Raw genomic sequence first — 15,197 nt, forward strand, 5'->3', positions numbered from 1 at the left:
GGAGGCAGCGCACATGGCGTTTGTACGGGAGGATTTGTTTTTGACCGAAGAGGATAAGTCACAGGGGTTCTGGGTGCAGGACGACGCGCATCTGGCGTATCCGTTTACGCCGCTGTTCGCTTCTTATTTCATTCCGGCGATGAGCGAAGGCACACGCCGGGCTTTTGCCGGGATGAAGTTCCCCGTTACGCAGTTCAAAGCCAAGATCGAAAACGGCTACTTCTACCAATGGGCGATTCCCTTTGCCGGAGACCCGCAGGCCCGCGCAGCCGAACATGTGCAGTGGGGCATGGAGCGTCTCCCCAAGGTGCTGGAGCTGTTCCAAAGCTATATCGAAAAAGAGTTCCTGCCCTTTTACGACCGGCTCGATGCGTTCCGGGCGAGTTCGTTTACCAAAAGTGAAGCCGTAGAGATGGTGCAGGAGCTTCATGCGTTTTACCAACGGGCTTGGGAGCTGCATTTTGAGATCGTCATGCCGCGCAGTGTCCTGCTCACCGGCCTGTCGAAAACGTACGCGGAGCTGGCCGGGACGGAGAACACGTCGGTCATCTATGACTGGCTGGTCGGCGTGATGAACAAGTCGCTGGAGACCGACCGAGGACTGTGGAAGCTGAGCCAATTGGCAAACGAATCTCCACAACTCCGCGACGTGCTGCTCGGCACCGAACCGACACAGCTTGTAGCCGCCTTGAGCAAAACGGAGGAAGGCTGCGCGTTCCTGTCTTCCGTGCAGGACTTCCTCGAAATCTACGGCTATCGGGCGACCAACTCCCATGAGTTTGTCGAAGAGATCTGGGTGGAGAATCCGACGCCTGCGCTGACCGTGATCAAACGTTACTTGGAAACGGGCTACGACTTTGAGCGGGAGTTGCAAGGGATGATCGAGCGCCGTCAGCAGGCGTTTGCGGCGGCCATGGAGACGCTGCCGGATGGAGCAGTCAAGCAGATGTTCCTCAGCCTGTACGATCTGGCGCTGGAATCGTGGGGGCTCGATGAAGACCACCACTTTTACATCGACGCGATGCTCCCCGCCAAGTCGCGCCTGTTCTTGCTGGCCGTTGGCGAGCAGTTGGTGAAGTCGGGTGTGGTCGAATCGCCGCAGGACGTGTTTTTCTTCTACCTCGACGAACTGATCAACGTGCTGCGCGAACCGGTTGCTTTTGCCGAGCTGATTGAACAGCGCAAAGACGACTGGGAAGCCAGCAAGTCACGCAAGCCCACGCCAACGTACGGACAGCCGCCCGAAGGCGATCTCAACCCGGCGCTGGAAGAGGTGATGGGGCCGTCGGCGCCGCAAGTGGAAGCCACACAAATCAAAGGTGCGGCCGCTTCCCAAGGCGTTTACACCGGCCAAGTGCGCGTCGTCTTGCACCCGGGCGACTTTTCCAAAATCCAGCCTGGCGAAGTGCTGGTCTGCAAAACGACGACCCCGGCGTGGACGGCGCTGTTCTCTGTCGTTGGCGCGATCATCACCGATGCGGGCGGCATCCTCTCCCACGCCGGAACGGTTGCCCGCGAATACAAATTGCCGGCGGTGCTCGGCACCCGAGTTGCGACCACGATGTTCCGCGACGGGCAGACGGTGACGGTCGACGGCACGCAAGGCGTGGTGCGCTTCCATGAGTGAAGGCAAGGTCCGGCTGCTGATCGCTGCGATTTTGACAGGAACCTTTCTGGTCCCCGTCAACTCCACGATGATCACGGTCGGGCTCAATACGATCGCGCATTCGTTTGGCGAGACGCTGGCTCAGACCTCGTGGATCATCACGATCTACCTGATCGTCATGGCGGCGACCCAGCCTGTCGCCGGGAAGCTCGGTGATATTTTTGGCTACAAGCGGATGTTTTTGACCGGTCTGGCCCTGTCGCTGGTCGGGTCGATCGCTTGTGTGTTTGCGTTTAATCTGCCGACGATGATCCTCTTCCGCTCCCTGCAGGCGTTAGGCGGCGCACTGGCTGTGCCCAGCGGAACCGCGCTGATCCGCCATGCTGTGCCCAAGGAGCAGATGGCGTCCGTCTTTGGGCTGTTTGGCCTGCTGATGGGGCTCGGGGCAGCCGTCGGGCCGCTGGTCGGGTCGTTCCTCATCGAGGCTTGGGGCTGGCAAGGGATCTTTTGGATCAACCTGCCGTTCTTGCTCTTGTCGTTCCTCGCCGCCCTCGTGGTGATGCCCGTTACACCGACGCGGAAAACGCCGGTTGATCTGCTCGGGTCGCTGTACTTAGCGGCCGGGCTTTCGATGATCGTCCTGTTCATCACCCACCCCGAGACCCTGCACTGGTGGAGCGGGTTGTTGCTGCTCGCTTGTGTGGCGCTGTTTTTCTTGCGGGAGAAAAAGTATCCTTATCCGTTGATCGAGTTTGGACTGTTTCGCAGCCGTTCCTATACGAGCGCCAACCTCTGCGTGTTGACCAGCAACTTCATCATGTACGGCACGATCCTCGTGTTGCCGATCCTGATGCAGCAGCGCGAGATGGATCTGCGGATGATCGGCACGCTCTTGTTTGTCTATTCGATTGCGATGTCCTTCTCGTCGTGGCTCGGCGGGCGGTTGTCAAAAAAGCTGGGGCATTCCAAGACGATCGGGATCGCTTTTGGTGTGCAACTGCTTTCGGTGTTCCTCTATCTCGGCTTCTCCCAAGACGTCTCCGTCTGGTATACCGCCTTTGCCCTGCTGATCGGCGGATTGGGTTCAGGGGCAGGTCTTCCGTCGATGCAGGCGAGCAACCTCGAATCGGTGGCGCGGGAGAAAACGGGCGTCGCTTCCGGCGTCTTCTCCACCTTCCGCTACATGGGCAGCATGGTCGCGTCGGCGCTGACGAGCATTCTGGTCGGCTCGCTGTTCTACGTGATGATCGGCGTTGCGCTGGTCGGGGTCTTGCTGGCCTTGCGCATGAAACAGCAGGAAATAAAAGAGGGGCTGCCCATCTGAGGGCAGCCCCTGCTGTCTTATCTGGACCGCCGCGTGCCGCTAACCGTTCTGGTGGTTAAGACACCCAGTGCATCCTTGACGTCTCTTGCGAAGTTCAACGGACGATCAATCTTCTCAAAGTGCATAAAATACAGTCTGGGTCTGTCAAACAGCCAATGATTGTGGATCGCGGTGACTTTGATGCCATGTTCACGCAGCTTCGAAGTAAAACGGTTGATCTCTTCTTGCAGAATGACCGTTTCACCACTGCACAGCGCACGTCCGTTCCGGTCGATCGACTCAAACGTGAACATTTGAGGAGTCAGCAAAAACGATCTGCCCCGCTTGCCCAACACGACCGGTCTGATGTTGTTGCGCGAACGCATGACGGTGCAAACTCCGTTCATCTCGGTTGCTGGTGCGCCTAAAATTTCGCCAAAACGTCTGCAAAGCGAACTTGTTGCCATGGGTCTTTCCCTCCTTTTTTACCGAACGGGTCGGTTGGTCAATACGCTCAGCGCATCTTTTACTTTTCGAGCAAAGGCCAGTGGCCGATCCTTGGACTCGAAGTGGACATACATGAGACGCGGCTGGTCGAACAGCCAGTGGTTGTGGAATGCCGTGACGATGATGCCGTGTTTGCGCAGTTTGGAGATAAACGGATTGATCTCTTCTTGCAAAATGACCGTTTCCCCAAGGCACAGCGCTTTTCCGTCCCGACCGATGTTTTCAAACGAAAAGGCCTGCGGAAGAAACATAAACGATCTGGCCCGTCGTCCCAAGACTCTCGCACGAATGTTGCTCCGCGTCCGGGTCGCCGTGCAAACACCGTTGATCACAGCAGGCTGGGCACCCAAAGTACGGGCGAACTCCCGGCACAGTCTGTTAGGTTGTTCCATTGCAAGCACCTCCTTTCCAGCTTTACTACATGGTATGGAAGGGGTGCTCAGTTTGTCCTATCAATTTACCTATTTTCAATTGGCCAAAAACTTTTTTCAAAATCATGTGATCCAAACCCGAAGTTCTGTCGTTTCACTTTCTGAACACACCAAATTCGCAATCTTCGGGAGGAATCTCATATGAACATGAATAAGAAAATCGCCGCTGGCCTGCTCGCTACACTGACCCTGTGCGCTTCTGTCAATCCGGTATCCGCTCACGAACCTCACACTTCGCCGATGCCGACGGGCGTGTTGGCACAAGCAACGGCCGTCTCGACCACTCCGGCCGCCAACCTGCGCGTGGCGCTGAATCAACTGTTCAGCGAACACGCCAACCTGGCGATCATCGCGATGCAAAAAGGATACGACGGCGCACCCGACTTCGCGCAGGCTGCTGCCGCCCTCAACAAAAACACGGATGACCTCTCCGCTGCCGTCGCATCTGTGTACGGAGAGGAAGCAGGCGCCGCCTTCAAGGAAATCTGGAGCTCCCACATCGGCTATTTCGTCGACTACACGGTCGCGACGGTGAAAAAGGACGAAGCAGGCAAACAGCAGGCCTTGGCCGATCTCGCCGAATACCGTGACGAGCAAGCGAAGTTCCTCGCCGCCGCGAACCCGAACCTCAGCGAAAAAGACCTCTCCGCAACCCTGCAAATGCACGTCGACGGCCTGCTCGCTGTGTTCAACGCATATGTCAATCAAGACGCTGCGACGGAGCAGAAGGAACTCCGCATGGCGCACCACCACATGTTCATGACCGGCGATGCGCTGTCGGCGGCGATCGTCAAGCAGTTCCCGGAGAAGTTCAAGAACACGTCCACCACATCTGCGGCGGTCGACCTGCGCGTGGCGCTCGACAGCCTGCTCAGCGAACACGCCTCCCTGGCGATCCTCGCGATGCAAAAAGGCATCGACGGCAAGCAGGACTTCACCACCGTCGCCGCTGCGCTCAACGCCAACACGGATGACCTCTCCTCTGCAGTTGCCTCCATCTACGGCAAAGAGGCGGGCGTACAATTTAAAACGATCTGGAGTTCCCACATCGGCTACTTCGTCGATTATGTAACAGCCACCGCAGCAAAAGACACCGCCGGGCAGCAACAAGCGGTCGCCAACCTCGACGGCTATCGGGCTGCTCAAGCGAAATTTTTCGCCGGTGCCGACCCGTACATGAACGAGCAGGCCATCCGCGATGCGCTGAACGCCCACGTGCAAGAACTGCTCAATGCGTTCAACGACTACGTGGCGAAAGACTACGCGGGCGTCTATGAAAACTACGAGACTGCGTACGATCACATGTTCATGACCGGCTTGTCGCTGTCCTCGGCCATCGCGGCGCAGTTCCCGGCGAAATTCGGCGGCACGGAAGCAGACCTGTGGATCAACAGCAAGACGTTCACCGTCAACGGCATGGAAAAACGCTTTGACGTGGCTCCGTTCCTGCGCGGCGACCGCACGTTTGTCTCCTTGCGCGCCTTGAGCGAAACGGTTGGCGCAAAAGTCGATTGGGCGGAAGCGACACAAACGGTCACCGTGACGGCGGGCCATGATGTGCTGAAATTCTGGATCGGCCAAGACTACATGACCTTTAACGGCGAGACCCGTCAGATCGGCACCCCGGCCTTCATCGTGCAGGACAGAACGCAAGTGCCGCTGCGCTTCATCGCCGAGCAGCTCGGCTGGCATGTCGACTGGAACGGCAGCAAGCAAGGGATCACCTTAACCAAATTCTAAGCAGTTTGAAAGCGGCCTCCCCTATTTTTGTTATAATGGGGAGGTCCTTTTTTGAATCCGGAAGAAGAGGAGTCAAACTCAAACTATGACCGAGTTCATCACAGACTTAGAATTGGTAAGAAAGGTGGCCGAGGGCGACCAGGATGCGCTCGGCATGCTGTATGACCGCTACGAGCGGGCCGTGTTTTCGCTCGCCTATCGGGTTGTGCAAGACGCGCAGACCGCCGAAGAAGTCGTTCAGGACGTCTTCACCCGCGTCTGGAAAAAGCATGCCCTCTACGTCCCCGCCCAGGCCAAGTTCAGCACCTGGCTCCTGCAGGTGACCCGCAACTGTGCGCTGGATGTCCTCAAAGCCCGGCGCAGACGGCAAAGCGAGACGGTGCAGGAAGACACCCTTTTGCACACCATCCCCGATGAGGAAGCACATACCGAAACGCGCGCGCTGCAAAAGCTGGAAGGCGAAGAAATTCGCCAAGCCCTGCGTGAGCTGAACGACGAGCAGCGCGATGTGATCCACTTGATGTATTACGACGGCTGGACGCAAGGCGAGATCTCCGCCCGGCAGGATATCCCGCTTGGCACCGTGAAAAGCCGCGTCCGCCTCGCGCTGAACAAGCTCAGGCAGTCACTGACCAAGCGAAAGGAGGGAACGGCAAATGAACCCCTACACAACCACACCTTGTGACGACGTTGAGCTGTATGCCCTCGATGGATTGGAGCGGGCAGAGCAGCTTCGTTTCGAGCAGCATCTCGCCGCGTGTGCGGCTTGCCAGAGCAGACTTGCCGAGCTGCAAGACGTGACCGACGCCCTGTTGCACGCCCCCGCCGATGTGGAGCCGCCAACGGGCATGCGCGACCGCGTGCTGTCCGCCGTGACTGCCCTGCCGCAAGAAGATGCGCCGAGTGCCGCTGTCGCACGGCCTGTTACGCTTGCCGCACGGCGCAAGACCTGGCAGCAGCGCCTCTTCCCGTATGTGTCCGCAGCCGCCGTCCTGGCGATCGCGTTGCTCGGCTGGCAGAACACCACGCTGCGCCAGGAAAATCTTGCCCAGTCCGCGCAGATCGAGCAGCTTGGCCAGCTCGTCGCCACCGCAGCGCTGACCCCGGCCGATCAGCAGTTCCAGAGCGTCAGCGGCCAGGCGATGCTTCTGCAGGAAGGCTCGCAGAAAATCGTCATGGTCAAAGCCTCCCGCCTGCCCCAGCCCGCCGACCGCCAGCAATACACGCTCTGGGTGATGAACCAAGGCCAGACCCAAGTCCTCAACGGCGGCACGTTCGTCCCCACCGGACCGGACGGCCTCGGCATGGTCGTGTTCCCCGCCAAGGAACTGCCCGCCGACTTCAACACTGTCGCCGTTTCCTTGGAGCCCGATGCCTACAGCGGCAACACCCCAAGAGGCGTGCCGGTGATGACGGCGAAGTTTGATTTATAAACAAGAAAGGCACCGTTCCCATAGGAACGATGCCTTTTTTAATAGATTTTTACTACGTAGTCTTCAACTCCGCACGATCAACAATCACGCGGCGGATAAAGAAGGCGATGACTAGGGAGATGATCGTCACCAGCATCGCGAACAAGAAGACGTGATGCGAACCAAACGTCATCGCATTGGACAGCTCAGCCGGGGCGGTCGGTGCGGCCGACTCCCGCAAATACTGCTCCGTACCGCCCATCAACAGGCTGACCGCAACGGCTGTGCCGATCGCGCCTGCGACCTGCTGCAAGGTGTTCATCACGGCCGTGCCGTGCGGGTATAACTCCGGCGGCAGTTGGTTGAGACCGTTGGTTTGCGCGGGCATCCAGACCATGGAGATGCCGATCATGATGCCGATATGCAGCGCCACGATCAACGCGATCGAGGACGCCGGCGAGATAAAGGAGAAGCTCCACATCATCACCGCCACGATGGCGAGGCCGGGAATGACCAGCCACTTCGGGCCATACCGGTCGAACAACCGCCCCATTCGCGGCGATAGAATTCCGTTCAGCACGCTGCCCGGCAACAAGATCAGCCCGGTGGTGAAGGCAGACATCTTGAGCCCGTTTTGCAGGAACATCGGCAGAATGATCATGCTCGACATCATGATCAGCATGCAGGACAGCACCATCAACAGCCCCACGATATACATCGGAAACTTGAAGACGCCCAGATTCATCATCGGGTCGCGCATCCAGATCTGGCGCAGCGTGAACAGCACCAGCGCGATCAGCCCGGCCCCGATCGAGATCAGCACGACCGCGCTGCCCCAGCCGCCGGTGCCTTCGCCCGCCTTGCTGAAGCCAAACACCACGCCGCCGAAGCCAATCGTGGACAAGATGACCGACAAGAGATCGATTCGCGGCTTGGTGACCTCGGTGACATTCTCCAGATACTTCAGACCGACCAGCAGCCCGATGACCAAGAACGGCAGCGAGAGCCAGAAGATGTACTGCCAGGACAAGTATTCAATCAAGATCCCCGCCACGGTCGGGCCTGTAGCCGGTGCGAACATGATCACCAGACCGACAAACCCCATCGCCTCGCCGCGTTTCTCCGGCGGAAAGATGACGAGGATCGTATTGAACATCAGCGGCAGCAGCAAGCCCATCCCCAGCGCCTGCAGCACGCGGGCGACCATCAGCATTTCAAAATTGACGGAGAGCGCCGCGACAAAGGTGCCGACGATCAAGCTGACCAGCGAACCGGTGAACAGCTGTCGCGTTGAAAAGCGCTGCAGCAAAAGTCCGCTGACCGGCATCAAGATGCCGAGCGTCAGCAAGAACCCGGTGGTCAGCCACTGTGCGGTCGCCGCCTCAATGTGGAACACGTCCATCAAGTTCGAGATCGCGACATTCAAAGCCGTTTCGCTAAAAAAGCCGACAAAACCGCAGATCAGCAGCGATCCCAAGATGGCGCGCGTGTTGTATTGTTTTGTTGTTTCCATGTTTTCTCCCCTTGCTGGTTGGACGCGTTGCATCGTGTCACAGATCGTTATTCAGTAATCCTACCACAGAACGGTGCTTTGCATCCGTAACGATTCTGTATTTTTTCGATGACAGTCCGCCCGTCCAGCTCCATTACAAGGTAGAGATGTCAATCACGAAGCGATAGCGCACATCGCTCTTCAAAACCCGCTCGTACGCTTCGTCCACCTGGTCGGCAGAAATCACTTCAATCTGCGGCACAATCCCATGTTCGGCTGCGAAATCGAGCATCTCCTGCGTTTCCCGAATGCCGCCGACCAGCGAACCGGCGATGCTGCGGCGGCCCATGATCAAGGAAAACACATGGTACTGATCGCGCTCGGACGGTGCGCCGACATTGACCAGCGTTCCGTCTACGCGCAGCAGCGACAGATACGCGTCCACCGGAAGATTGGCCGATACCGTGTTCAAAATCAGGTCAAAACGCCCCGCCAGACTCTTGAAAGTCTCCTTATCACTGGTCGCAAAATACTGATCCGCCCCAAAGCTCAACGCTTCCGCTTGCTTATCCAACGAGCGGCTCAAGACAGTCACTTCAGCGCCCAGCGCATGAGCAAATTGGATCGCCAGGTGGCCCAGCCCGCCCATCCCGACGATGGCGACTTTCTTGCCCGGGCCTGCCTTCCAGTGTTTCAAAGGCGAGAACGTGGTGATGCCCGCACACAGCAAGGGGCTGGCCGCATCCATCGGCAGACCGTCCGGAATCCGGACGACGAACCCTTCGGTGACCACGATCTTTTGACTGTAGCCGCCATAGGTCGGATTCCCGTCGTAATCCAGCGAGTTATAGGTGGACACAACGCCTTTGGTGCAATATTGCTCCTCGCCGCTGAGGCAGTATTCGCATTCGCCGCAGGAGTCCACAAAGCAGCCCACGCCCACACGGTCACCGACCGCAAATTTGGTAACCTCTGCACCTACCGCAGCCACTACGCCCGCGATCTCATGACCCGGCACCATCGGGAACATCCCGCCGCCCCATTCACCATGGGCGCTGTGAATGTCAGAATGGCAAATCCCGCTATATTGGATCTCGATCAAGACATCGTGCGGACGCAACTCTCTGCGCTCCATCGTCGTTTTTTCAAATGGCGCTTTGGCGCTCGCCACGCTGAGCACTTTCGTTTCGATCTTGCACATCATCTCTCACAATCCTTTCTGGTAAACAATTCACTTACTGTGTCACTGTACAACTTGGAGTATGCTCCAAGTCAAGCCCGATAAAGAAAGCCCCTGACATCAATCAGGGGCTTCTTGCAGTCAGCTTACGAAGTCGGCTGCGGCTTCAAACGAGCGTCAGCGTTTTCTTGCTGTTTCAGTTCGGCGATCAGCTTGTCGCCTTCGACGTCCAAGTTCGGCAGCATGCGGTCGAGCCACTTCGGCAGCCACCACGCTTTGTCGCCAAAGAGCGCCATCACAGCCGGCACGAGCATGATCCGCACGACAAACGCGTCGATCAAAATGCCCACAGCCAGCGCAAAGCCGATCTGTTTGATCATGATATCATGGGCGAAAATAAACCCGGCAAACACCGATACCATGATCACAGCAGCCGCCACAACCACGCGGGAGGCCAGTTGATAGCCGTGAATGACACTTTCACTTCCCCGGTGTCCATGGACGTACGACTCGCGCATCGAACTGACCAGGAAGACCTGATAGTCCATCGCCAGGCCGTACAAGATCCCGGTGACCATGATCGGCATAAAGCTGAGCAGCGGACCACCCGTGTCAAAGCCAAACATGGAGTGCAGCCAACCCCACTGGAACACCGCTGTCGTAATCCCAAACGTCGCCAGCACGCTCAGCAGGAAGCCGACGGTGGCTTTGATCGGGACGATGACCGAGCGGAACACCAGCAGCAAAATGATGATCGACAGGATGACGATGATCCCGATGTAGAGCGGGAAGGCCTCCGTCAGCTTCGTCGACATGTCGATGTTGATCGCGGTGAACCCGGTCACGCCAAGCGTGACATCGTATTTCTCGGCAAGGCTCAGCGCCGGGTCGCGCAGTTCGGTGACCAGATCTTTCGTCTCCGCGTCGGTCGGCCCCGTTTTCGGGATCAGACTCAGTATCGCAATGTCACCCGACTCGTTGACACCCAAAGGCGAGACGATCGAAACGTTGTCATGCTGTTGGATCTCCTGCACCAGACCGTACAGCGTTTCCATCGTGACTTTGCCGGAAGCGTCATTCGGCTGTGCAACCAGCAGCAGCGGACCGTTAAACCCTTCCCCGAAACCATCCGCAATCGCGTCATAACTTTGTCGCGACGTCGTATCCAAGTTCGCCGTCGCGCCGGAAGGAATGCCCATTTCCATCTCTGTGACCGGAATCGCTGCGAAACCAAGCACCAAAACCACGCCGACGATGACGAGCCAGCGGAACTTGACGACGCCTTTCGCCCAGCCGCGCGCAACGCCGTTGCGTGCTTCTTTTGCCTGTGTGCGGCTCTTCTCGCGCACTTTCGGCGAGCAGATGCGCTCCCCGACCAGTCCGAGCAGAGCGGGCAGCAAGGTCAGAGCGATCAACACGTTGACAAACACAGTCGCCGCAGCGACCAACGCCATTGTGGACAAGAACTCAATCCCGATGACCAGCATCCCGCACAGCGCGATGATGACTGTCAGACCGGCGAAGAATACCGCACTGCCCGCCGTGCCGACCGCCCGGCCGACCGCTTCGCGCGCGCTCAGTCCCTGATCGAGAATGATGCTGCGCTGACGGTTGACGATAAACAGGCAGTAGTCGATGCCGACCGCCAGACCGACCATCAGGGCCAGAGCGGGCGTAATGTCGCTCATGTTCACATAGTTCGAGATCGCAAACGCTCCGCCCACGCCGATGCCGACCCCGAGGATCGCCGTCAACAGCGGCAGGCCAGCCGCCACAACCGAGCCAAGCGTCATCAGCAGCACGACCGCCGCGACAACCAGACCGATGATCTCCGTCGGCCCGATCACCGAAGGTTTGCCTTTGATCGAGTCGCTCGGCAGCGCCGTGATGTCGGTGTTATCCTCCACACCCATCACCGCATTTTTCACAGAATCGATAACCTCTTGGGGCAGCGATGTCTGCTGTTCCGTGAACTGGAACTGGAACAGGGCAACATGACCGTCCGACGAGATCAACACCCCCGGCACCGGCATCCCGTTGACCATCAACGGCCCATACGGCAACTTCGCGGCCTGTGCAGCCTGCTGTTGCTGTTGCTGTTGCTGTTGCTGTTGCTGAGCGCCCTGTGCACCCTGTCCCGCTGCAGCAGCCAGATCAGCCGGGTTAATCACATACTCCAGGCTGTACACATCCTCCACAGCCTTCAAAATCGCAGGCAACCGGTCCTGCGCATCTAACCGTTCCCCCTCCGGCACGGTGAACACCACGCTCGCCTGCCCGCCGGACGCTTCCGGCAGCTCTTCGGCCAGCATATCCAGCACTTTTTGCGACTCCGTGCCGGCAATTTTCATCTCCGAACTGACATGTATTCCATTCACGCCCAACATGGCGAGAACGAGCGCAAAGACCGCGATCCAAGCGGCGATAAAGTACCAGGGTCTGTCGAAAGCCGCTTTCCCCAACTTATACAAAAACTTAGACATGATGTGGGTCATTCTCCTTTTCTAACGAGTCACTAAAATCCATTTCGCAAATACCCAAACACAGTGTCCACATACTGATCAAATTGCACCGCGCCAGGTGTCTCGTCCACCGATTGACCGGGCAGCAGCACATCGAGGCTGCCATCGAGCAGCGGATACATCGCCCCGCAAACCGCACCGGCCAGCAGGTGTGTATACTGCTCAGGATAGCGCCCTTTAAACAAATCGCCCAATGCCTGCTGCGCCATCGTCTGCAGCCGGTGGAACGCACTTAGAATATACGGTTCCAGCGTCGGGTACTCTTTGGAGAGCGCCACCAGCGTGCGCAACTTCCGCAGATACTCCGCGGTGAGCCGCATTTTCATCAACTGGTACAACACATCCAGCGGCGAAGAATGCTCCGGCAGCTCGTCGAGCAACGCCAGCACTTCATCGTCGTCATGAGTGGTCTCCACGGCCATCACCACCGCTTCCTCCTTGCAGGAGTAGTGGTTCGCAAACGTCCGCCGCGAGTATCCGGCGCGCTGCACCACATCCTCCACGACAAAACCGTCCAACCCCCGCTCCAACGCCAGCTCAAATGCCGCACTCGCCAACGCCTGCGCGGTCGCTTCCCGTTTGATGATCCGCAAACTGTTTTTGTTCATCGTCCAACGCAACCGCCTTTCTTGCTCTACAGTACCATTTCGTTGCCCATTGTGCAATTATGCCCTTTGGGAAAAAAGATGAGCATTCTATGTCTTTTGACAATACAAATAAATATTAATATAATAAAACCAACCCATAGAGAGGAGGCCGACCCAAAATGGCAAACGATTTCTTCGATCTCGACGTTCAAGTTCACGCAGCAACAGCGCAGGAAGCGAACTCCTTGCAGATCCTGACCCAGACCTGCACCCTCAAGCTGACCGCTTGTGGAGAATGCAACTAAAGCAACCGAAAAAGCCAACTTCCCCCTGCAGAGGAAGTTGGCTTTTTTCATATAACTGTTTTTTTCACAATCGGAATCCAAGCCTCACAGCGGTAGTCTTCCGCCTGCGCATCTCCCGGCAGGTACACTTCGAGCTCAGGCAACCCGGCGTGCTCAAATTCGGTAGCCGGAAACCAGAGCTTGTAGATGTTGCGCAATCCATTCTGAATCGCCTCCGGAATCGGCCCCGCGCACGGAAAGACCGCCCACGTGGAAGCGGGTATCGTCTGCAAAAACAATACATCTGCCAAAGCAGCAGCATCTGCCTCCCTGGCGATCATGTATGTGAATTCTTCCTCGAAGTTCATCGTAATGCCCAGCAAAGGCGTATCGGTCTCCAAAGCGCTCAACTTGGCAAACGTGCCGTCCCCCCGGCTTGCTCCCCAGAACCACTGTCGGGTACGTCCCTCACTGCCGCACGAGAGCTGGGCAGATGTTCCGACGACGGTGAAGGCGTCTCTTTCCACGATGCGATACTCCACTTCCCCGTCGCCAAGCGTGTGCGGCTCAAACGATACACGCGGGAACGCTTTGATCGCAACGCCCGGTTTCCGGGCTTCCGACGGAGACACGCCGTGGAGCTTACGGAACGCCTTACAAAAAGCTTCCGGAGATTCATAGCCATATTTGAACGCGACATCGACCACTTTCACGGAGGAACCGGCCAATTCTTGCGCAGCTAACGTCAATTTTCGCTTCCGCACATATTCCCCCAGCGTGATCCCGGACCAGATATGAAACATCCGCTGAAAATGAAAGGGCGAAGAATACACCGCCTTCGCGATCGTCTCCACAGGAAGCGATGCTTCCAGATTGCTTTCGATAAACTCCAGCGCGTCCTCCAGCCGTTTTTGCCAATCCATGCCGCATCACCTCACTGTCATTGTACAACAAAGCAGGAAAAGACAGGATCGCTTCCTTCCCCGTTGCTACAATGTGATCACACAGAAGCAATCACAGACGAGAGGTGACGGGGATGAAAAAATGGCTGTTATCAGTCGGGATTTTGTGCGTGGCTGCTGCACTCCTTGCAGGATGTCAGAACAGCGCCGAAACCCCTGGGGCAGAGAAAAAACTGATCGAACCGACCAGCCCGGAGTGGCTCTACACGCATGGCCCTTGGAAAAAAGTCAACGAGCCAGGCTGGGGCGACGTGATGAAAGGCTGGCTGACCAGCACCGACCGTGCGCAAGTTGGCAGACGCGCCAAGATCGAAACGGACAGTCCTTTCGCCATTCTCAAACAGCGTGCGATCGGAGGCACCGTCACCATTTTCGTCGACGGCAAGCCGGTCGTCGAACAAGTCATGAGCAGCGAGACCGAAGAAATCCCGATCTACAGCGACCAGACCGGATGGCACCAGCTGGAATTTGTTTTCTCCAACCATAGCGAAATCGACGGTCTCTACATCAGCCAAGATGCCAAGGTTCGTCAGCCTGAGCAGAACAAAAAGAAACTGGCCGTGATCGGTCACAGCTACATCGATGGAACCGGCTCCAGCAATCGAGGCCTAACGTCGCTGGCACCCGTTTTGGGAGATCTCCTCGGCGTGGAGAGCATCAATCAAGGAATCGGCCGAACGGACGTCGACGTGTCCGTCCCGCCCAGCGCCAAAAACAGCGGGCTGGATCGGGTACAAACGGATATCATTCAACTGAAGCCCGACTATGTTCTTTCCGTCTACGGTTTTAACGCCCGGGGCATGACGCCCGAACAATTTCAGAACGACTATGTTACTTTTTTGAAAACGATCCAAGATGCGCTGCCATCTACCCCTGTTTTTGCAAGCGGCCTGATCTCTGTGCCCGCCTTATCCGCAGAATCGGAGGCGACATTCAATGCAGCGATCAAGCATGCATGCACCAGCGTTTCCACTTGCACATTCATTGACCTGTCAGGCAAATGGAACCAGAATAACTACAGCCAATACCTGTCCAGCGACGGCGTTCACCCAAATGATGCGGGGTATCGTTTCCTCGCAGAAGAGTACGCAAACGTGATGTCCGGGATGATCAAACAGTAAGCTCCGCAAAAAAGCTGAACCTCAATCCTGAGGTTCAGCTTTTTTTAGAT

At 57.3% G+C, this 15,197-nt stretch carries 12 protein-coding genes and 1 pseudogene; 7 read left to right on the forward strand and 6 right to left on the reverse strand.

All coding sequences use genetic code 11. The annotated features are described in order from the left end of the window. Positions 1-13 precede the first annotated feature (13 nt). Both CBW65_RS04235 and CBW65_RS04240 read left to right on the forward strand, forming a co-directional pair. Entirely contained in the window at positions 14-1,627 is a 1,614-nt protein-coding gene (locus tag CBW65_RS04235) for a PEP-utilizing enzyme (RefSeq protein WP_157721763.1), read from the forward strand. Continuing rightward, positions 1,620-2,930, forward strand: coding sequence for an MFS transporter (locus tag CBW65_RS04240; RefSeq protein WP_087455752.1), 1,311 nt, complete (start codon positions 1,620-1,622; stop codon positions 2,928-2,930). The genes CBW65_RS04235 and CBW65_RS04240 overlap by 8 nt, the downstream gene beginning before the upstream one ends. A gap of 17 nt (positions 2,931-2,947) precedes the next feature. On the opposite strand, the pseudogene CBW65_RS25300 reads toward CBW65_RS04240, so the two are convergent. Next, positions 2,948-3,808: pseudogene (locus CBW65_RS25300) on the reverse strand (DUF1259 domain-containing protein). A 180-nt stretch (positions 3,809-3,988) separates the two neighbouring features. Here CBW65_RS25300 and CBW65_RS04250 point away from each other — a divergent pair. The 3 genes from CBW65_RS04250 to CBW65_RS04260 all read left to right on the forward strand — a co-directional run bounded on the left by CBW65_RS04250 (position 3,989) and on the right by CBW65_RS04260 (position 7,020). Then, positions 3,989-5,587, forward strand: a complete 1,599-nt coding sequence (locus tag CBW65_RS04250) for a copper amine oxidase N-terminal domain-containing protein (protein WP_087455753.1) — start codon at positions 3,989-3,991, stop codon at positions 5,585-5,587. Positions 5,588-5,672: 85 nt separating this feature from the next. Then, the gene (locus CBW65_RS04255) at positions 5,673-6,272 is read left to right on the forward strand and encodes an RNA polymerase sigma factor (protein WP_087455754.1); all 600 of its coding nucleotides are present in this window, start codon (positions 5,673-5,675) and stop codon (positions 6,270-6,272) included. Continuing rightward, positions 6,244-7,020, forward strand: a complete 777-nt coding sequence (locus CBW65_RS04260; protein ID WP_087455755.1) for an anti-sigma factor — start codon at positions 6,244-6,246, stop codon at positions 7,018-7,020. The genes CBW65_RS04255 and CBW65_RS04260 overlap by 29 nt, the downstream gene beginning before the upstream one ends. Positions 7,021-7,072: 52 nt before the next feature. Here the strand turns inward: CBW65_RS04260 and CBW65_RS04265 are convergent, their stop codons facing one another. The 4 genes from CBW65_RS04265 to CBW65_RS04280 all read right to left on the reverse strand — a co-directional run bounded on the left by CBW65_RS04265 (position 7,073) and on the right by CBW65_RS04280 (position 12,801). Continuing rightward, positions 7,073-8,512: a DHA2 family efflux MFS transporter permease subunit gene (locus tag CBW65_RS04265; RefSeq protein ID WP_087455756.1), complete on the reverse strand. Its 1,440-nt coding sequence runs from the start codon at positions 8,510-8,512 to the stop codon at positions 7,073-7,075. 133 nt (positions 8,513-8,645) lie between these two features. Next, positions 8,646-9,695 carry an NAD(P)-dependent alcohol dehydrogenase gene (locus tag CBW65_RS04270; RefSeq protein WP_408646526.1) on the reverse strand — a complete coding sequence of 350 codons (1,050 nt, stop codon included), beginning with the start codon at positions 9,693-9,695 and terminating at the stop codon, positions 8,646-8,648. Positions 9,696-9,817: 122 nt separating this feature from the next. Further along, on the reverse strand, positions 9,818-12,154 hold the full coding sequence (locus tag CBW65_RS04275) for an MMPL family transporter (RefSeq protein WP_087455757.1): 2,337 nt from the start codon (positions 12,152-12,154) through the stop codon (positions 9,818-9,820). Between the two features lie 32 nt (positions 12,155-12,186). Then, positions 12,187-12,801 (reverse strand): TetR/AcrR family transcriptional regulator, encoded by a 615-nt coding sequence (locus tag CBW65_RS04280; RefSeq protein WP_087455758.1) that lies wholly within the window; start codon positions 12,799-12,801, stop codon positions 12,187-12,189. 158 nt (positions 12,802-12,959) lie between these two features. On the opposite strand from CBW65_RS04280, the gene CBW65_RS24525 reads away from it, so the two are divergent. Then, on the forward strand, positions 12,960-13,085 hold the full coding sequence (locus CBW65_RS24525; RefSeq protein ID WP_198299749.1) for an FDLD family class I lanthipeptide: 126 nt from the start codon (positions 12,960-12,962) through the stop codon (positions 13,083-13,085). A gap of 47 nt (positions 13,086-13,132) precedes the next feature. Here CBW65_RS24525 and CBW65_RS04285 read toward each other — a convergent pair whose 3' ends face one another. Next, entirely contained in the window at positions 13,133-13,987 is an 855-nt protein-coding gene (locus CBW65_RS04285) for an AraC family transcriptional regulator (RefSeq protein WP_087455759.1), read from the reverse strand. Between the two features lie 113 nt (positions 13,988-14,100). Here CBW65_RS04285 and CBW65_RS04290 point away from each other — a divergent pair, with 113 nt between their 5' ends. Beyond that, positions 14,101-15,147 (forward strand): SGNH/GDSL hydrolase family protein, encoded by a 1,047-nt coding sequence (locus CBW65_RS04290; protein ID WP_087455760.1) that lies wholly within the window; start codon positions 14,101-14,103, stop codon positions 15,145-15,147. The last annotated feature ends 50 nt before the right edge of the window (positions 15,148-15,197 follow it).

The sequence above is a fragment of the Tumebacillus avium genome, from assembly GCF_002162355.1.
GTDB lineage: Bacteria > Bacillota > Bacilli > Tumebacillales > Tumebacillaceae > Tumebacillus_A > Tumebacillus_A avium.